This window comes from Prosthecobacter sp. (genome assembly GCF_044226605.1).
Lineage (GTDB): Bacteria > Verrucomicrobiota > Verrucomicrobiia > Verrucomicrobiales > Verrucomicrobiaceae > Prosthecobacter.
In genome coordinates, this window is the sequence record NZ_JBGAGS010000016.1 from 183,166 (window position 1) to 202,465 (window position 19,300).

Annotated in this window: 15 protein-coding genes; 8 read left to right on the forward strand and 7 right to left on the reverse strand. The window is 59.6% G+C overall.

The window, feature by feature from the left end; translation table 11 throughout:
- Positions 1-114 precede the first annotated feature (114 nt).
- A complete protein-coding gene (locus tag ACILSO_RS22200; RefSeq protein WP_395739655.1) occupies positions 115-423 on the reverse strand; it encodes a hypothetical protein in 309 nt (102 codons plus the stop codon).
- A 226-nt stretch (positions 424-649) separates the two neighbouring features.
- Here ACILSO_RS22200 and ACILSO_RS22205 point away from each other — a divergent pair, with 226 nt between their 5' ends.
- A complete protein-coding gene (locus tag ACILSO_RS22205) occupies positions 650-1,519 on the forward strand; it encodes a tetratricopeptide repeat protein (RefSeq protein WP_395739656.1) in 870 nt (289 codons plus the stop codon).
- 203 nt (positions 1,520-1,722) lie between these two features.
- On the forward strand, positions 1,723-2,304 hold the full coding sequence (locus ACILSO_RS22210) for a class I SAM-dependent methyltransferase (protein ID WP_395739657.1): 582 nt from the start codon (positions 1,723-1,725) through the stop codon (positions 2,302-2,304).
- Between the two features lie 132 nt (positions 2,305-2,436).
- On the opposite strand, the gene ACILSO_RS22215 is transcribed toward ACILSO_RS22210, so the two are convergent.
- Positions 2,437-3,876: a sulfatase gene (locus ACILSO_RS22215; RefSeq protein WP_395739658.1), complete on the reverse strand. Its 1,440-nt coding sequence runs from the start codon at positions 3,874-3,876 to the stop codon at positions 2,437-2,439.
- A gap of 82 nt (positions 3,877-3,958) precedes the next feature.
- On the opposite strand from ACILSO_RS22215, the gene ACILSO_RS22220 reads away from it, so the two are divergent.
- Positions 3,959-4,810: an alpha/beta hydrolase family protein gene (locus tag ACILSO_RS22220; protein ID WP_395739659.1), complete on the forward strand. Its 852-nt coding sequence runs from the start codon at positions 3,959-3,961 to the stop codon at positions 4,808-4,810.
- Positions 4,811-5,162: 352 nt separating this feature from the next.
- On the opposite strand, the gene ACILSO_RS22225 is transcribed toward ACILSO_RS22220, so the two are convergent.
- From ACILSO_RS22225 to lysS, 3 genes are all read right to left on the reverse strand, one after another.
- Positions 5,163-6,431 carry a serpin family protein gene (locus ACILSO_RS22225; RefSeq protein WP_395739660.1) on the reverse strand — a complete coding sequence of 423 codons (1,269 nt, stop codon included), beginning with the start codon at positions 6,429-6,431 and terminating at the stop codon, positions 5,163-5,165.
- 92 nt (positions 6,432-6,523) lie between these two features.
- Positions 6,524-7,411: a hypothetical protein gene (locus ACILSO_RS22230; RefSeq protein WP_395739661.1), complete on the reverse strand. Its 888-nt coding sequence runs from the start codon at positions 7,409-7,411 to the stop codon at positions 6,524-6,526.
- 733 nt (positions 7,412-8,144) lie between these two features.
- The gene (lysS, locus tag ACILSO_RS22235; protein WP_395739662.1) at positions 8,145-9,644 is read right to left on the reverse strand and encodes a lysine--tRNA ligase; all 1,500 of its coding nucleotides are present in this window, start codon (positions 9,642-9,644) and stop codon (positions 8,145-8,147) included.
- A gap of 312 nt (positions 9,645-9,956) precedes the next feature.
- Between lysS and ACILSO_RS22240 the strand changes: the two genes are divergently transcribed.
- Entirely contained in the window at positions 9,957-10,805 is an 849-nt protein-coding gene (locus tag ACILSO_RS22240; protein ID WP_395739663.1) for a hypothetical protein, read from the forward strand.
- A gap of 361 nt (positions 10,806-11,166) precedes the next feature.
- Here the strand turns inward: ACILSO_RS22240 and ACILSO_RS22245 are convergent, their stop codons facing one another.
- A complete protein-coding gene (locus tag ACILSO_RS22245; protein ID WP_395739664.1) occupies positions 11,167-12,069 on the reverse strand; it encodes a PIG-L deacetylase family protein in 903 nt (300 codons plus the stop codon).
- Between the two features lie 441 nt (positions 12,070-12,510).
- Positions 12,511-13,983 (reverse strand): MFS transporter, encoded by a 1,473-nt coding sequence (locus ACILSO_RS22250; protein ID WP_395739665.1) that lies wholly within the window; start codon positions 13,981-13,983, stop codon positions 12,511-12,513.
- A 156-nt stretch (positions 13,984-14,139) separates the two neighbouring features.
- On the opposite strand from ACILSO_RS22250, the gene ACILSO_RS22255 reads away from it, so the two are divergent.
- The 4 genes from ACILSO_RS22255 (at position 14,140) to ACILSO_RS22270 (ending at position 18,884) form a co-directional block, all read left to right on the forward strand.
- Positions 14,140-14,544, forward strand: a complete 405-nt coding sequence (locus tag ACILSO_RS22255) for a BlaI/MecI/CopY family transcriptional regulator (RefSeq protein WP_395739666.1) — start codon at positions 14,140-14,142, stop codon at positions 14,542-14,544.
- A complete protein-coding gene (locus ACILSO_RS22260) occupies positions 14,541-17,216 on the forward strand; it encodes a M56 family metallopeptidase (RefSeq protein ID WP_395739667.1) in 2,676 nt (891 codons plus the stop codon). The genes ACILSO_RS22255 and ACILSO_RS22260 overlap by 4 nt, the downstream gene beginning before the upstream one ends.
- Positions 17,217-17,278: 62 nt before the next feature.
- On the forward strand, positions 17,279-18,304 hold the full coding sequence (locus ACILSO_RS22265; protein ID WP_395739668.1) for a methyltransferase: 1,026 nt from the start codon (positions 17,279-17,281) through the stop codon (positions 18,302-18,304).
- A 52-nt stretch (positions 18,305-18,356) separates the two neighbouring features.
- Positions 18,357-18,884 carry a hypothetical protein gene (locus ACILSO_RS22270; RefSeq protein ID WP_395739669.1) on the forward strand — a complete coding sequence of 176 codons (528 nt, stop codon included), beginning with the start codon at positions 18,357-18,359 and terminating at the stop codon, positions 18,882-18,884.
- Positions 18,885-19,300 lie beyond the last annotated feature (416 nt).

The following is a 19,300-nucleotide window of genomic DNA, read 5'->3' on the forward strand; positions in this document are numbered from 1 at the left end:
TTTAGCCGGCTCCGGTCTCGAGACCATTCTCCAACCGCCAGAGCAGTTCCGGCTCTTCATGCACAGCCTGCCGCCCGCCAGTCTCTCAGCGGGCGCAGGCTCCTTCGATCTCCGTCACTTCGAGACCACGTTCGTCTCTAGCTTCGGCAGCGCCCTCACGATCACCCGCTCCTCCACCGAAGTTCCGCGCGGAGACACGATCGTGATCTCCTCATACACCTTGCCGATGTCCTTGTTCGTCAGCGGGTGGTGGATCAGCCTTCGCGTTGCCACCGTTGTGTCACCGTAGGACTTCACAGCCACTTCTCCCGTGGGAGTCGGAGATGCCGTGCGCACCGTCGCAGTCTGGGTGCCCGCGCATTGGCTGAGCAGAAGAACCGCGGAAAGTTGAAGGGCGGAGCAATAGAGGGATGGAAGACGCATTTTCATAGGTTGTTTGGTTGAGCAAGCTGACAGCCGTGTTGGATGCGATCTCCTTAATGCCGTTCAAAAAATTTGGGACTCCCCATGCTCCATCCCCACCTCAATGCCCCCCGCACGCAGGCATTTTAGTCTTGCCTGCTCTTTGCGTTATCCACATTATCACCAGGTATACATGCAGAAAATGCGCCTATATATGCTGGTTTTCACAGTGGGGTTTCTTCCATGTATGCCGGTGACTGCCCAGGCCCCAAAAGCGCCTGAAGCACGTGACACCGGTCGCTTGCTCGTTCTGCATCAGCATTATCAAAACGTCGCCTCTCTCTCCGCAGAAGGCAGGCTTGCCGAGGCGGAGGCCGAGCTTCGTCTAATCGTCTCCACCTGCCGTGAAGTCTTCGGCAAAGATCACCCCGACACCCTCACCAGCCGCAGCGATCTCGCCGCCACTCTTGCTCAGGAAGGTAAGTTCGCAGAAGCCGAAAAAGAAAACCGCGCCGTGCTAGCCATCCGCCAGCAGGTCCTTGGAAAGGAACACCCCGACACCCTCCTCAGCCGCAACAATCTCGCCACCACCCTCCAGGAGCAGGGCCGCCATGCCGAGGCTGTGCGCGAATACCGCGCTGTGCTCGATGTCCGTCAGCGCATCCTCGGCCCCGAGCATTCAGACACCCTCGACAGCCGCAACAACCTCGCCACCGCCCTCAACGATCTCGGCCGTCATGCTGAAGCCGAAAAAGAGCACCGTGCCGTCCTCGCCCTCCGCGAAAAAATCCTCGGCCCGCGTCATCCCAAAACCCTCGCCAGCCGCAACAACCTCGCCGCCGTCCTCCAGGAGCAGCAGCGCCCCGCCGAAGCCGAGCAGGAGCACCGCACCGTCCTCGCCCTCCGCGAAAAAGTCCTCGGCCCCAGCCACCCCGATGTCTTCCTCAGCTGCTACAATCTCGCCCTCTGCCTCGAAGCCCAGTCCAAATTCAAAGACGCACTCCCCATCATGCAGCGCGCCCACACCGGTTTCAAAAAAACCCTCGGCCCCGCCCACCCCTACACAAAATCCGCCGACGAATCCCAGCGCCGCATCGCCTCCGAACTCAAAAAGTAATCTCTTCGCCCTCCCCGCAGAAGCCCGCCCATCTCCATTTGAGAAAATTCGCGTCCATTCGCGTTGAACAACGCCTCTGCAAATCCAGCCCCTCCTTCTGCGAAATCATAAATCGTAAATCATAAATCCCCGCACTGCGCTCCCAGCCCTCTACGCACAAAAACTCTCGCACCACGCCGCGTACTCGTTACCATCGGCCCCACATGTCCGCCGTCACCTTCGTCAAAGAGCTGCGCCACAACTGGAAGACCATCGGAGCCGTCGCTCCTTCCAGTCCGGCGTTGGCCGAGCGTATGATGGAAGCCGCCGGCGTCTGGCGCTCCAAGCGCATCCTCGAGCTCGGCCCAGGCACCGGTGCATTCACCGGCGCCATCGCCGACTCCATGCCCCACGATTCCGAATACCTTGGCATCGAGCTCCTCGACACCTTCGTCCAGCAGCTTCGCCCCCGTTTCCCCAAGATGCGCTTCGAATGCGCCGGCGCGCAGGAGTTCGACTTCACCCAGGTCCTTCCTCCCGGCGAAAAGTTCGACACCATCGTCAGCGGCCTCCCCTGGACCGCCTTCCCCCGCTCCTTGCAGGAGGCCATCTTGAACAACGTCCTCCCCCATCTCGCCCCCGGCGGCTGCTTCGCCACCTTCGCCTACTGGGGTTTTCACAAGCTCCCCGGCGGCCGCCAGTTCCGCGCCCTCCTCCACGAGATGACCCACGGCGTCGAAACTACCCGCATCGTCTGGGGCAACGTCCCCCCCGCCTTCGTCTACCTCGCCCGCAAGAGCCATTGAAGCTCCTGCGGCAAGCCACGGGTATTGCCGGACCATCTGGTTTGGGACTGATGGGCAGGGCGAGAGGGTGTGGGATCAGGATGATCCCACTCCTGCCAGAGCGGCTGCGCGGAGAGCGCCTGCTACCACGCCTCACTCATCCGCCTTCTTCCCTTTCCCCTTGCCCTTGCCTTTCCCCTTCTTCGGCTCGCTGGCTGCTTTCGGCGCCTCATTCTTCGTCGGCATAGGCGCCTTGATCCCTTCGCGCCAGGCGATCATCTTCGAATGCAGTTCCTTCACCTTCTCGGGCATCTCGGCCGCCAGATTCTTCTTCTCACCGATGTCGTCCTTCAGATTGTACAGCTCCAGCCGTCCATCCTCAAAGAACTCCATCAGCTTCCAGTCACCCTCCTCGATCAGCCCCACCGGCGTCGTCCGCCACGTCCCTTCGCCTGCGCCCAGATACCCCGGAAAGTGCTGATAAATCGCCTCGCGTTTCAAGCCCGCCGTCGCATCCCGAAACACCGGCACCAGGCTCTCGCCATCCAGCGGCTGCCCCTCCGGTAGCGCCGCCTTGCCGATATCTGCAAACGTCTGGTACAGATCCACATGCACCGTCGGCACATCACTGCTGGACCCCGCCTTCGTCACCCCCGGCCACCGCACGATGAAGGGCACCCGCGTGCCGCCTTCATACAGGCTGCCCTTGCCACTGCGCAGCGGCGCATTGTCCGTGATGTCTCCGCCCTTCTTGATCCCCTCGCGTGCATAGCCGCCCACGCCACCGTTGTCGCTGCTGAAAATCAGCACCGTGTTGTCCGCCAGCTTCAGCTCATCCAGCGTCGCCATCACTCGCCCCACGCTCTCATCCACACTCGCGATCATCGCCGCATACACCGGACTGTGATGTCCCCCCACCGGCGCCTTGTCCTTGAACTTCGCGATGAGACTCTCCTTCGCTTCATGCGGTGAATGCACCCCGAAGTGCGGCAGATACAAAAAGAACGGCCCATCCTTGTGGCGCTGGATGAAGTCCACAGCCTTGTCCGTCAGAAAGTCGGCGAGATACTCCTCCTTCGGGTGCTCCACCTTCGGCTGTGTCTTGAAGCCAAAGTGCTTCCCCATCGACACAATCGCCTCGTCAAATCCGCGTGCCGCAGGGTGATGCTTCTCATCCTCCCCCAGGTGCCATTTGCCAAACATCCCCGTCGCATACCCCGCCTTCTTCATCGTCTGCGCCACCGTCACCTTCTCCAGCGGCAGTTCCGTCACATTGTCCACCGGCCGCAGCGGCCGCGACTCCCATTCAAAGCGCCCGATTCCCCCCACCGTATACACACCCGTCCGCGGCCCATACTGCCCGCTCATCAGCGCCGCACGCGTCGGCTGGCAGTTCTGGCAGTGGTGATGGCGCGTCATCTTCATCCCCTGCTGCGCCAGCTTGTCGATGTTCGGCGTCTCATAGTACTTCGAGCCAAAACACCCCACATCCGTGTACCCCAGATCATCCGCCAAAATGAAAACGATGTTCGGCGCACGATCAGCGGCGCTCAGGGAAAGAGTGAGGAGGAACAGGCAGAGCAGGTGCTTCATGCGCCCCTGAACGACCGGACGCGGCGCGAGATTGCATGATTTCACCATCGACATCCCCACCCCCACCCGCTTTCATCGGCCCATGCTCCGCTCCCTTCTGATCCTTCCGCTCCTGGCTGCTCTGGGCTTCGCCGCCGACACCAAGAAGACCTCCGCCGCCTCGGAATCCGCCATCAAGCCCGGCATCCGCTCCCCCATCACGTTCTCCACCTCCCCCGAAGTCTCGGACAATGCGCAGCTCCGCATGCGCATGAGCGCCGCCGAAACCCCGCCGCCCTTCAGCATCGGCATGGAAAAGTTCGACATCATCGTCCCCAAAAAATACAAGAAGGGCGATCCCCACGGCCTCTTCATCTGGATCAGCCCCAGCAACGCCCCCTCCCTCTCGCCCGAATGGGAAGCCGTCCTCGCCGAGAAAAAACTCATCTTCGTCGGCGCCCACAATTCCGGCAACAACCGCGAAGTCTTCGCCCGCATGCGCATGGCCGTCGATGCCAACGACAACATGCGCAATCTCTACGACATCGACGACCAGCGCGTCTATGTCTCCGGCTTCTCCGGCGGCGCTCGTGTCGCCAGCATGCTCGGCGTCACCTATGCAGAAATGTTCACCGGCACCATCGCCTTCATGGGTGTGAACTTTTACACCGACGTCGTCACCCTCGACAAAACTGAAGTCTTCGAAGCCCGCTACATCCCTCACAACGAAATCCTCGCCCTCGCCAAGACCGACTGCCGCTACGTCCTCGTCACCGGAGAAAAAGACTTCAACCTCAAAAACACCGCCGCCGTCTTCGAAAACGGCTTCAAAAAGGAAGGCTTCAAATCCGTCGAGATGATGAACATCCCCGCCCAAGGCCACCAGCCCCCCAAAGCCGAATGGCTCAAAAAAGCCCTCGACTACCTCGACGCCGGCAAACCCACCAAGAAGTGATCCCAGCGCCTCCGTTCAGTAGCCATCTCGCTCCGCCGAGATGAGCCCAGCGCTCCCATCTCCCCTCCCGCCCCCGCTTCAAAAAAAGCGCCCTTCCCGGGCGGTACGACAGACACTCCCGCCTGTCGATCAGCGCCCCTGTCCTCACAACGCAGCCCGCAAATAGCGCGAGAGCGTCCCCGGAGTGCGCGCGCTTCAGCGCCGCTTTCGAACGTCCCACCGTTCCCGCAAAGCCCCACACCCAAAAGTACGACAGACACTCCTGTCTGTCGATCAGCGCCCCCGCCACCTTCCCCACCTTTCGCCTCACCCCAGGCGCCCCCACACCCCGCCCGCAAATACACCCCTCACCTCACCGCGGATCCCCCACCCTCCCCAAAAACAAACACGCCCCGCTCATCGCATGCTGGATCGCAAACAAAAACGGCCGGTCCGCCTTGATCTCAAGCGGCTTCGGTCGTTCAAACCCCGCGCATCCCCCCGCCATCATCATGACCGTCGCCGCCGCTGCTTCAGTACCCTTCTCATCGATCTCCAGAAACGTCTTGTGCAGCACATTTGAAATGAAGAGATAGTCCTCCGTTCGCCAGGGAGCCATGGCATCAAAATCCGCACTGCCTCGCGGCTGATCAAATGCAGTCGCCATGCCCATCGCTCTCAGCATCCCGCTGAGGTCACTCGCAGGCGGTGCGATCTTGAACTTCGGCAGATGCAAAATCACTTCCTGTCCCCTGCCTCGACAGCAGTCGTACAGCACCTCCGCTGTCAGCCCGGCCTCCACAGCCGCCAGCCCGTCCACGCGATCAGGCACGATCAGCAGAAAATGCAGTCGCATGCCTTGGTAAGGCAGCAGCACCGCTTGAAACCCCGGCCCTAGGCAGCAGCGCAGCCAGTCCGTCTTTCGCATCATCGGCACATCGGCCGTTTCCATGCCACCATTCACATGAAACGGCTCCAGTACGGTCTCATCAACTTGAAACTCATTCGCCCAGGACGCTTTGAAATAGACAGCATTCGCCAGCACCATCCGCGTGTCACACGTCAGCATGCCCGGCGGGATCAGATCACAAATCTTGCCTCGGGTCTGATCCTCCACCCATCGGTTGATATCACTCGTCGCTCCCGCCGGATCTCGGCTGAAATCCATCGGCTGCAGAGGCGCTCCAAAACAGGCCTCCACATCCGTTAAAAACGCCGCGCGAAAATCATGCCCCTCCTGCCCGAAGAGCCGGTTGGCCACGTGCAGAGTCAAAGCCTCGCCCACCCCTATGAGTTCAATTCCATCCAGGCGCGCTTGGTCGTAGGACTCCTTCCTCTCCTCCACGTCTCGTTCAGATTCCTTCTGCACCTCATCCAGCGCCTTCCTCAGCGCCGCAAACGACTCACCCGCTTCCTTCTTCTCCTTCGGCAGGTGCAGCACCCTCGCCATCTCCTCCTGCGTCACCCCGCTCGCTCCCAGATACGTCATCCCCAGCACCATCTGGATCGAGTAAGGCGAAAAGCACACATTGCCCACCTTCGGCATTTGCTTATGCAGTTCCACCCCCAGCGCATTAACCGCCCGCGCAGCAGACTTCGGCGTGGCGACTGCAATGTTCGAAGTCGGTGCAAAGGCTCTCATGCTCGCCACTCTCGTCACAAGAAAACTCTTCAGCCAGTCCAATTTACCCAGAGACCAAACCCGCCAGATCCCACTCCGGCCGGGCACCTCATTCACTTCTTCGGCGGCACTCCCCCCTCCTCCTCTGGCAGTGAGTACCAGTGCATCTGCGGCACACTTTTCAGCTCCACCCACTGCTGCGCCCCCTGCTTTTTCCAGGTCAGCTCCACCACCGCCCAGATGTGCGTTTCCCATGGCATTTGAGCACGCAGCTTCTCTGCGACTTCGCTGCTTTTATCAAGCAGCGCGTCAGCCTTGAAAGGGTTCGGAGGAGCGGGGCTGATCTGAAAGCAGTCCTTGCCGGCAATGTCCGGCACCTCGTTGTTGAAGGAGTGGGCGCGCTGGATTCCCACATGAAAGCGCATCGGCTCTTCCCGGTAGGCCTGGAAAAACTTTTCCAGCAGCCGGTCCTTGAATTCCACAAACGCCACCCAGTCCACCTTGAATCCATCAGGCTTTTCTTCCAGCATCACCGGCACCGCAAACTCCCATGCCTTGCTTTCGAGGGTGAAGATGCAGTGGCGCCCGCTGCCCAGTTCAGGGTTCGGGTCCATCCGCACAAACTTGATCAAGTCCACCGTTACAGGTGCTTCCGCGCTCTGGTGGTAGTACCGCTCCATCCGCGGCTTCATGGCCTCACCTCCCAGCGTATGCCGCAGGCGCTCATCCACAGTCGTGGCCGTCAGAAATTTCTTCAGCGCAGTCACAGCAGCCTTGGCTTCCTGGGGCGTCTCGTCCTTGCCAGCATCAGCATCCCCGGAAACCAGCACCGCCGGAACCGGAGCCGAAGCTTTCGAAGCCTCCGCCGGTGCGGGTGCCTTCGCAGTCGTCGAAAGATGGTCCTTCAAATAAAAGCCCGCCAATACGCCCAGACCCAGGCAGGAGGCAGCGGTGAAAGTTAGGAGCGGCAGGCCGCAGCTAAATTTTTTAGGTGTTGTCATGGCCATCACTGAGATGCCCGCTTTTAGGGAACAAACAACTGCAACCTCTCAGAGATTGAAACACCCCAAAAATCCGGCTCCACAGGTGCTCTCTGTTGTCTGCGAATCTTCTATTATGACTTGCGCAATAGACTGACACCTCTGTCTTGAAGGCCAACGGCCTTCCGCATCATAGCGAAGGGTTGCCGAGCCTCGGCGAGGCTACCCTGGTACGGGTGCATCTTCAGGAAAGCAAACCCAGTGCCTTCTTGACACACCGCGTCCTCCAGCAGCGTCTGCCTCGCCAGTCCGCCACGCAGTCGGCGCGTCCTCGTATCATCCCCCTCACGTGAGCTCCTATCATGTCAGCCTATTGCGCAAGCCTCAGTAAGTAACGTCCACTCAAGGACTGCCGCGTTTTCAGCATCATTGACCGGTCCCGGCCTCTTCCATGAGTGGTTGATTAGCGTTCGATGAACGGTTCAAAACTCTGCCCCTGCTTGCGCATCGCCGCATCTCATTCGCGCTGCTCCCAACACGCCGCATAACCCCCCGATCAAAAACCTCATCTCTGCGGTCTTCGAATCTCTGTGTTGTTAAAATCCGTGCCCCTCGGCTTCCCCTGCCACACAGGCAGCTGCTTCTTCCTCCTCAACTGCGGGAACAAGCCCAAATCAATCTCTGCCCCCTCTGCCTCTCCGCCCCTCTGCGGCAAAATCGAGTGTCCCATGACACTCGAAGTTCCCCGCCAACCCTACTCCTTCCGCTTCAACTGCGGGAACAGGATCACATCGCGAATGCTCTCCGCACCCGTCAGCATCATGATCAGCCGGTCAATGCCGATGCCGATGCCACCCGCCGGCGGCATCCCATGCTCCAGCGCCAGGATGAACTCCTCGTCGATCTTCTGCGTCTCCTCGCCCGCCTGATGCTCCAGACGCTCGCGCTGCACGATCGGATCATTCAGCTCCGAATACCCCGGGCTGATTTCCTGGCCGTTGATGATCAGCTCATACACGTCCACGATCGAGCCATCCTCAGCGTTCTGCTTCGCCAGCGGCACCAGTTCCTTCGGGCAATGCGTCACATACAGCGGATCAAACTGCTTCGCTTCGATCAGACGCTCAAACACATGCTGCGTCACCTCGTAGTCCTCGAAGTTCGCGCCGATCTCCACGCCCAGCTCACGCGCACGTGCCTTGCGCTCCTCCGGCGTGTACTCATACCACTTCGGGTCCACGCCCTTCAGCAGGTCCGTGTACCGCGCACGACGCCATGGGCGTGAAAGGTCGATCGACTTCGTCACCGCACCCTCCTCGTCCTTGTGCTCAATCTTGAGTCCGCCGCAGAAATTCTCCGCCAGGTGGCAGATCATCCCCTCCACCAGGTCCGCCATCTTCTCAAAGTCCGCATACGCCCAGTAGGCCTCCAGCATCGTGAACTCCGGGTTGTGCCGGCGGCTCAGGCCCTCATTGCGGAAGTTCCGGTTCAGCTCAAAAATCTGCGTGAAACCCGCCACCAGCAGCCGCTTCAAATACAGCTCCGGCGCGATGCGCAAAAACATCGGCTGATTCAGCGCATGGAAAAACGTTTCAAACGGCTTCGCTGCCGCTCCCCCAGGCACATCCTGCATCATCGGCGTTTCCACCTCCAGGAAACCACGCTCCTGCATGTAGCCACGGATCGCCGCCACCATCTTGCTCCGCGTCACAAAAATCTCCCGGCTCCGATCATTCGAAATCAGGTCCAGGTACCGCTGGCGATACTTGATCTCCTTGTCCGTCACCCCATGCCACTTGTCCGGCAGCGGCCGCAGCGCCTTGGAGAGCGGCGTCAGCTTCTTCACATGGATCGAATTTTCACCCCGCTTGGTCACGAATGTAAAACCTTCCACCCCCACAAAATCGCCGATGTCGATCAACTGGTTGAACTGCACATAAGCCTCATCGCCCACATCGCCCTTGCTCAGGTAGCACTGCATGCGGCCCGTGATGTCGCCGATGTCAAAGAACGTCGCCTTGCCCATCTCACGACGAGAGAGCACCCGGCCCGCCACGTTCACCTGCAGCTCTTCAAATTGTGCCTTCATCCGCTCCTTCAGCGCCCCCGGCTGGTGCGTCGTGTCAAACCTTCCCCCAAACGGATCAATGCCCGTCTTCACCAGTCCGTCCAGCTTCTCACGGCGAAATTGCAGAAGTTCAGACTCAGAATGTTCAGGAGCAGCAGCAGGAGCGTTAGCGGGCGTCGGTTGCATGGGATCGTACAGATAGGTGGGCCGTCTTCATACCCCCTTCCAAACACTTTGCCACCCCAAATGCCCCCCAAAGTAGCCCAGTTGCGCCGCAACTGGGCCTACCACTGCCATCTTTCCCCAAAACAGGCAGACCTCTCAGCCACTGCCTCGTCCACACCCCAAAACCCAAACTCCGGGAAAAATCTTTTTGCCCCCAATTTTTCTGCCCTTAAACACCTCCCACGGCCCACCGTTTCAGAGTCTGGAATCCCGTCTCCAGCTCCCGCACTCCCCCGTTTGCCACTCCACCCTCCGCATGTCACTCTCCCCAGCATGAGACCCCTCCCTCCGCTTCTCATTCTCCTTCTCTGCACCCTCACCAGCCTCGCCCAGGCCCAGCAGAAAGAATGGCCCGGAGTCGAAAAATTCGCCTCTTCCATCACCAACCTTCTCTGGGACCTCCGCGGCACCAATTCCCTCAAGCACCTTCGCTACGACGGTACAAACATCTTCCCCGTCACCGCCACCGGCCAGAATCAGTCACCCTTCAAAGAACACGCCTTCGTCGATGTCGGCGTCTTCCAGCTCGTCTTCAGCGACACCCGCGCCGCCTGGTACTTCGTCAGCGACGACCTGAAGCTCATCACCCCCGTCAACATCAGCGACATGGTCGAGTTCAAAGCCGAACCCGGCACCGCCATCAGGCCCGTCAAAAACTTTCCTCAGGACATCCAGAACATCGTCTGGATCGGCAAAAATCAGCAGGCCGAGCTCAAGCTCCGCTGGAACGGCAAAGAACTCGAAATCGGCGCCAAAACAGACAAATGGATCGTGCAGAAAGTGGATGCCATCGTTGCCAATCGCCGCGTCCTCGAAGCCTCCGGCGCAGACGGCAGCCTCTTCTGGCTCGCCGTCTCCGCAGACGGCTCCGAAGCCACCTGGCTCAAGATCGAAGACATCTTCGGCGGCCACATCCACGCCACTCCCGGCAGAGCCTCCCAACCCCCCGCCGCCACCGGCCTCACTCCTCAGCTCAACGACCTGGCCAACCACGCCGAAGACCTCCTCAACTCCGGCGAAAAAATCCGCGCCGCCACCCTGCTCCGCGAACTCGAGCGCAAAAACGCCACCAAAAATGACGCTCTCAAAAAGCTCCGCACCCGCTTCCAAGCTCTGAAGTAACCACGATTTCCGCCTATGGAGTAACGTGGAGCATTTGAAGCTATTTCGTGTCCGTTAGATCCAGGGAGGCCAACGCGGCACTCCCTCTCCCCGCCCCTGAAAGTCGACAAAACCAGCATCCTCTCTTCGGGGAACCGTAGCGAAGCGGAGATAGACTGCCGCAGGCAACCCGAAGGGCGAACGCAGTGAGTCAAAGGGTTGGGGTGAGGGGAGGACGCTCGCTCTCGCCAGCCGGTTGGTACCCCGCACTCTCTCAGCCACGGCTCAACCGAACGTCTTCATCACCCTTCCTGCGATCCAAGTCCTCCCTTCCAGTTTCCGTGTCTTCCGCGCATTCCGTAGGACCTCCCTCAACCACGCCTCACTCCCCATAAAACGGAAACAGCTGCTTGATCTCCTTCTCACTCGGCCTCCGCCCATACTCGCACACCTCAAACGTCTCCGCATACTTCACGGCTTTTCCCTTTTCCTCCCCGTACATCTTCACCAGCAGCGCCCGATACTTCTCAGCCTCGTTGCTCTGCCGTGCACCCCAGCGCCGCTTCAGCCACGCACGCCGCGCCACCTCATCACTCGCCGCCGGCACTTCCTTCTCCACATACTCCGCCGAGCCGCTCGCTCCGCCCTCATACGCCTGCGAGGTCAGTTCATGCAGACCGTCCAGCTTCTGCTCAAACGAGTCATCCACGCTCACCGCAATGTCCGGTGTAAAGGGATACGGTTTCTGAAACCCGTCGCTCGAATACAGAAACACCGGATTCTTCTTCAACGGCGCCACATCCGGCACAATGAACGGCACCGTCACCATAAACGCCGCATCCTGGATCAGCACACCCACATATCGATGGTCCGGGTGATAATCCCACGGCCGGTGCGCGATCACGATGTCCGCCTTCCACTCACGGATCACCCGCGTGATCAGCTTCCGGTTCTCCAGCGTCGGCAGCAGTTCCCCGTCATGAATATCCAGCACCTGGGAGGTCACCCCCAGCTTCGCCGCACACGCCTTCACTTCCGCCGCCCTGCGCAGCGCCAGCGGTCCGCCCGCCTCCTTCCAGTGGCCGATGTCTCCGTTCGTCACAGACACCAGTTTCACATGGTGTCCCATCCTCGCCCACTTCACCGCCGTCCCCGCCGTCTTATACTCCGCATCATCCGGATGCGCCCCAAACACAACAATCCTCAGCTTCCCATCCCCCTTCTCCTCCGCATGCACGGTGAATGAGGCGAAACAAACCAAAAGAAAAGTAAGTGCACGAATCATGATCCCACCACTACGCACCAGCCCTCCCAAAAATGTCACGTCCCCCCAAACTACCCAGCGATCAAAGCGCCCATGATCAGAAGTACGACAGACACTCCTGTCTGTCGATCAGCGCTCCCAACACCCCCAAAACCCACGCCCAATAGAAAGCCTTCCGCTAGCTCTCCCAAGCCAGCGCGTCCCACACCCCCCGCTAAAGCCAGACCCTTGCCCCCAGCTCAAAAAACGAACACAACGCCAGCGATAAAAAGCCCTCGACACACCACCTTCTCCAGCCTCGCGCACGAGTGACGTAGTACACAGCCAGCACCGCATACGGCAAAAGGCCGAAAAACAGCAACCGATAATCCGGCGATGCTGCCTGCGAATAAAACAGAGTCACAAACCAGCTGAGGCTCAGCATGCCAAGCCCCAGCCGTGCGGGCAGCTCACGCCGCATCCTCACACTTCCTCACCCTTCGGCTCCGGCAGGAAGAACCCCACCACCAGCGCCAGCAACGCGATGCCTCCGCCCACATAGCCCGCCGCTTTCGCCAGATGCACTGGCAGGATCTTCGTCGGATCTCCCGAGATCATCGGCGCTACCAGATTCGTCGTCACAAACGCCATGCTCGTGCCGATCATGCGGCCGCCCACGTTCGTCGCAAAGCTGCCGCCCGTGCCACGCAGATGCATCGGAAACACTTTCGGCAGATATTCCCCAAAGTAGCTGAACTGTGCCACCGTCACCAGGCCGCACAGAGCATACGCCCACATGAAAGTCGCGCCCCCCGTATGGAAGAAGTACAGGTACGTCAGCGGCAGCAGCACCAGCGCAGGCAGCTGAAACACCTTCAGCAGCGCCACGCGGCTCAGGCCCACCACCAGCAGCACCGCCAGGAGGATTCGTCCCACCAGACCGCCCATCTCCTGATAAAACTGCACCGTGTTGCCCACTTCCTTCACGCTCTTGTCCAGCGGCCCCATGTTCTTCTTGATCTCAGCCAGCGCTGTCTTCGCAGCCGCCGCTTCCGGCGATCCCGGAGCCGCCTTCTTCGCCGCAATGGCCTGCTCGGCTGCCTGCTTGCGCAGCGGCGCCATCTTTTTGCTCGTGTCCGCCAGCTCAGGCAGACCTGGGGCCACACGCAGCGGGGTCAGCTGCAGCGCGCCAAACGCGATGCCATACGCACAGGCGGAAAGCACCGCCGTCACAATCGTCACCCGGCGCAGCTCCGGCGCAAACAGCGCTCCAAAGCTCGCACGCTTCAAAGTCCCCGCCGCCTTCTTGTCCTTCCACGCCTTGGACTCCGGCACAAACGGCAGCATCAGCGCGATCGGGATCGCCGGCAGAATGCCCGTCATCAGCAGGTAGCGCCATGAGGAGGCTTCCGGCAGGCCCATGTGCGGCAGCTCCTTCAGATGGCCCAGGATCCACACATTGATGCCCGTCACCAGCAGCCCGCCCAGCGAGGCAAACGCCTGCGTGATGCCCAGCCACTTCTCCTTCTGATGCTTGTCTTCAAACACCTCCGCCAGCCACGTGATGGCCGCCACGAACTCCACACACACACCAATGAACGTCAGGCTGCGAAACACCACAAACATGCCCAGCGATGTGGAATAAGCCGCGCAGAACGGCGATGCCGAATAGATGAAGATGCTCGCCGCCATCACAAACTTGCGGCCCAGCTTGTCCGTCAGCCATCCGCCGATCAGGCCAAAGAACCCGCCGCACAGCGCGCTGATCCACAGCAGCCGTCCCGTCCACACCGTCACATCCGGGTGCGTCATGTCGATCCCCAGCAGCTCCGCGATCGCCGGCGGTGCCGTCAGCGGCGTCATCAGCAGTTCATACGTATCAAACAAAAAGCCGATGCTGGCGATGATGATGATGAGCCAGTGGGTGGCGGTGAATTTGGGTGCGGGATTGGACATGGCGGGCGATGCTGTCAGTGAGAGAGGGCGAAGTCAACGCGCACCGTGGCCAGAATTCATCATCCCGTGTGCTCCTCACATAACATCCGACAAATGTCGGATTTGTCTCGACAAGTCCGACACTTGTCGTCATTCTCGCATAATTCATTGCGAAATATGGTACACAAATCCCTCCCTCCGCTCTCCGCCGCCGAGCAGGCGCTCATGGACATCCTCTGGAAAAAGCACCCCTCCGGAGTCCGCGAGCTCCTCGACGCCGTCAACCAGGGCCGCTCCGACCCCGTCACCCGCAACACCCTCCAGACCCAGCTCACCCGCCTCGAGGCCAAAGGCTGGATCCTGCGCGATGACTCCAGCCGCACCCACACCTACGAACCCGCCGTCCACGAGCGCCCCGGCCGCACCAGCGTCCTCGCAGACCTGAAGCGCCGCTTCTTCGGCGGCAGCAATCTCGCCCTCGTCCGCTGCCTTGTGGAAAGCGGTGACATAACAGAGCAGGAACTGGCAGAACTGCGCAAATACGTCCGCAGCACCACCGCCAAAAAGGGAGGGGAATCATGAGTGCGGACACCATCACCACCCTCAATTTCATCATCCACAGCCTCGTCATCGGCGCCGCCGCCTGGCTCCTCGTCCGCTTCATCATCCGCGATGCCCTCCGCCGCTGCATTTTGGCGAATCTGGCCGTCCTCATGTGCCTCTTCGCCCCGCAAAACATCTCTTTCCAGGACCTTTTGCCACAGCCGTCGCCCGCTCCGGTCCTGCCCTCCATTCCACCAACCTTCAAGGCCAGCTGGCGCATCACCGTCGCCCCTGCACTCCCTTCTCCCACTGTCGCAGGCCCTCTGCATCCATCTTGGGGTTTAAATGAGGTGGTCATTGGGCTGACCCGCCTCTCCTGGCTTGTCACCGCAGCCCTGCTTCTCCGTCTTGCGCTCCAATGCCTCAGCGTGCAGCGCTGGGCATGGGGGTTAAGGCATCTCGATCGCGAGGAAATGGAGTTTTTGCGCCACAGCGTCCTGGAGTGCGCCGGGCCTCCGGCGCTTTCGAGTGCCAGTGAGACTGCGCAAAGCTCCAGAGGACTGGAGCACTCCAAAACGCTGTCGCGCATTCGCGTGTTCGATCACACCGGCACTCCCTGCGTCGCAGGCTGGTTCTTCCCCGTCATAGCCGTCCCCGCCTCCGCCTTTGGAAGTCTCACCCCCCACCAATGGCGCTGGCTCCTGCGTCATGAAGGGGAGCATTTGCGCATCCACGACACTCTGGTGGTGCTTTTGCAGAAAATCGTCCGCTCCTTCCTCTGGTGGAATCCTTTTGCACACGCCCTCATCGAAGAATACGCCCGCGCCCGCGAAGAAGCCTGCGATGCCGCTGCTGTGGGGGAAGAAGCGGATCATGCCGCCTATGCCGATTTCCTGCTGGAATGGGCCGCCACATCCACGCCGCAGTCCGCATGCGTCATGCCCATCTCCCACTCGCTCCCCGCACGCCGCCTCAAGCTGCGCCTCGTTGCGCTCATGGAGGCCCGCGGAGTCCGCAAAAAGCTTGGCGCACTATTCGTGCTCGCATCTGCCGCCTTCTTCCTCATCGTTCCAGTAGTTGCAGCATCATTTGGCATCACCATCGCCTCGGCTCAGGATGCACCAAAGCCCCAGGCGAATGAAAGCTTGCTAGATACGCGCGTCTATAAAGTGGCTCCCGATTTTCTGGCTTCCCCTGGGGTGGCCAAAACCGCTCGCGAACTGCTGGAGCAAAAAGGCGTGTCATTTCCTCCAGGTGCCTCCGCCATCTACCAACCGGCCACCTCCCAGCTCGTCGTCCGCAACACCAGGACCAACATTCAGTTGATTGAATCCATTATTGACCAGCTTCAAACAGTGCCGGGAATGGCGCTCTGCACCTGCAAGCTCATCCAGGCGAACGATTTCATTGGCGCACATGAGAGCATTTTGTCGCAGAAGGAAGCAGATGAGCTCATTCGCAGTGCCATGCAGCAAAAAGGCGCCGATGTGCTCAGTGCGCCGAGTATATCCATGAAGTTCGACCAAAGGGCCATGGTGGAGGTCGGCCAAGAGGTGATGCCGAAAGTGCTGCCAGATGGGAAGTTAAGCGGCGTTATGAAGTTTGTCGGTTCTAAGATCAAGCTCACTGCCAGCTCGCCTGTGGAGGGGAAGACCACCCTTGAGGCCAAGGTGGATCTCGGCCTCGACCTCGACTCCGCCACCCCTTGGCTCCCGAGCAAGGACAAGGCAGCCGACTGGGACCGCATCCTCATCTTCAGCGTTGCCTCGCAGGCGGCCCTGGCCAGCGGCGAGACTCTCCTGCTTCATCTCAAGACTTCCAAAAAACCCGTCACCGTGTTGATCACGGCCACCGCTCTGAAGCCAGATGGACAAAATGCTGGCAGCTTCAACGCTACTTCCACGAAAGTTCCACCCGCGAGCCAGGGCCGAGACATGCCGGAGAAGAACAAAGCCGCCGGTAACGGTTCTGACATGGCCACGCGTGTTTACCGGGTGCCCGCTGATTTCGGAAAAGGAAAGAAGCCCGTGGAATATCTGGAAAAAAATGGCGTGGTCTTTGCGGAAGGGACTGATGTGCAGCTCGCGGACGGCAGTATGACCGTGCGTAACACTCAAAAAAACCTCGATCTTATTGAGGGGCTGCTGCTGAAAAACATGACTGCAGACGGACCCCTGGGCGTCTCAATCAAGCTCAGTGTCCACGTGGTTGAAGTGGAGGAGGGCAAGACTCTGGGGGAATGGAATCCTGAAAAAATGACATGGCGCCGCGAGCCAGATTCCGCACCGGTATCCATCAGGCAGGCGCCGCCGGAAGTTCGGCATCTCTTTTCCGCCGCGGGTGTCATGACGGAGGCACAATTCCAAACACTGCTGGGGTCCATCAATGGCAGGAATGGGGTGCTGCTCGATTCACTGCCGGGCAAAGGTGTGAAGAACAACGAAAGAGCCGTGTTTGCCATGCCAGCAGCACTGGGAGGCGGTGACCTTGCCGTGAGACCGCTGATCACATCGAGCAGTGGCAGCCTGAGCCTTGCCCTCCAGTTTCCGGATCTCATCCCCTCACCGAAGAGGCTGATGACAAGCACCGTGATGGTCTGGGATGGTCAGACTGTGGCATTCAGCGGCATTCCCTCGGAAAAGGAAAAGGTGTTTCGTGTGATCTTCATCACCGCCAGACTGGATTACCCGGCTGATGATGGGAAAAAATAAGCCGGACCTCATTCGTCATTCGGCATTGGTCATTTGGCATTCGTCATTCATGGTGCGGCACCATGCTGCATGATCTCACCTCCGCCCCTGCCACTGATCCGCTCAATATCTACCGCTATCGCGACTGCCTCTATGCGGTCGATCTGATCACCGCTGCTCTCAGTCTCGATTTCTTCACCTGGCTTTCGTCCAATCCTTCCACCCTGGAAGGGATTTGTGCGCACTTTGGTTTCACCGAGCGCCCTGTGGATACCATGATGACCTTGTTTGCATCCAATGGCTGGGTGCAGAACATCGCCGGTGTGTTTCATGCCACCGAGACTGCCAGGGAGCACCTGGTGGCAGGTTCCGTGTGGGATGTGCGCCCGTATTACGCCTCCCTGCATGAGCGCCCCATTGCGCGTGATTTCATCGAAGTGCTCAAAAGCGACAAGCCTGCTGGCTGGAGTGGTGACAAGTCGGCCTTTGACTGGCACAAGGCCATGGAGCAGGAGGACTTCGCGCGGAAATTCACCGCAGCCATGGACTGCCGCGGTCTGTATCTTTCCCAGGCCCTGGCCAAGAAGCTGGACCTCAGCGGGCGCTCCTGCCTGCTCGACATCGGCGCTGGCTCAGGCATCTACGCCTGCGCCATCACCGCACAGCACACCCACATGAAGGCAATCGCATACGATCAATCACCCGTGGATCGCATCGCAGGGAAATTGATTGCGGAACGTGGCTGCGCGGAACGCGTCAGCGTAGCAACAGGTAACATGTTTGACGGGCTGCCCACAGGCTGTGATGTGCATCTGTTTTCCAACGTGCTCCATGACTGGGGACTGCCGGAGGTGAAGAAGCTGCTCGCTGTTTCGCATGCGGCGCTGCCCATCGGTGGCATGCTCATTATTCATGATGCCATCATCAAGGCAGACAAGACCGGTCCGCTGCACGTGGCGGAATATTCGTGCCTTCTGATGCATTCCACGCAGGGGAAATGCTACAGCACCGGCGAGTATGCCGAAATGCTCGACAAGGCTGGCTTCGTTCCAGGTGCCTATCATGACACCGCTGTTGCGCGCGGATTCATGACAGCAATTCGACGTTAAAAATTAAATTGTGCAAAGAAATCGTTTTGTCGTATCGTCTCAGTGTTCGCTTATGAAATTCATCACTCTGCTTTCCATTCTTGCTCTCACCGCTTCTGTTCGTGCTGAGACCACACTCACCATGACCGGCGTGCACAACTGCTGCGGCAGCTGCGCCAAGGGTATCATCAAGGCCGGCAGCATCGGCGAAGGTGTGACCATCGACGTTCCTGAAAAAAGCACCACGGTGACCATCACCTCCAAGAAGAAGGGTGACGCGATGAAGGCCGCCGAGGCGATCATTGCTGGAGGCTACTACGGCAAGATTGAAGGCGCAGAGTCCGACTCCAAAAAATCCACCAGCAAGCCAGCCGCCACCGCAAAGCCTGAAGCCAAGATGTCCAAGGCCACCGTTTCCGGCGTGCATCTCTGTTGCAAGAAGTGCGAAGTCGCCGCAGCCAATGCGGTGAAGACCGTTCCAGGCATCACCAAGAGCGACATCGTCGCCAAAGCCACATCATTCACTGTCGAGGGCGAGTTCACCAAGTCTGAACTGGAGACCGCCCTCAATGCCGCCGGCTTCGCTGGCGACATCAAATAACTACCGCAACCAACAACGAGCGGGGCCGGGGCTTGCGAAAGCGACCCCGGCTTTCTTTTTTACTCTTCTGTGCCAGCCCTTTTATGGGGCCAATAAAAGCCAAGCAGCATCCGAAGCTTGTTGGTTAGCACATAGGTCGCAGAGGCAAGCACTGGTGCGACAATGGTGATAACAGGATTGCCGCTGATAAGTGCCGAGCATAGTGCGACGGCCCACATTAATGGCTGCAGTCGCCAAAAACAAAGCGCACCTATCACGCTGATAATCATGGATGCTGTTAGAGCATATTAAAAAATACTATAGCCACAAGAGGCAAACCAACCCATGGCGTTTTTGGCCGTGATTTTTGAGAACGCCATGGTGATGGCTTCATCAAGCTGCGCGGGCGTGCGTGCCTCCGCGCTGCGCAACAGCCC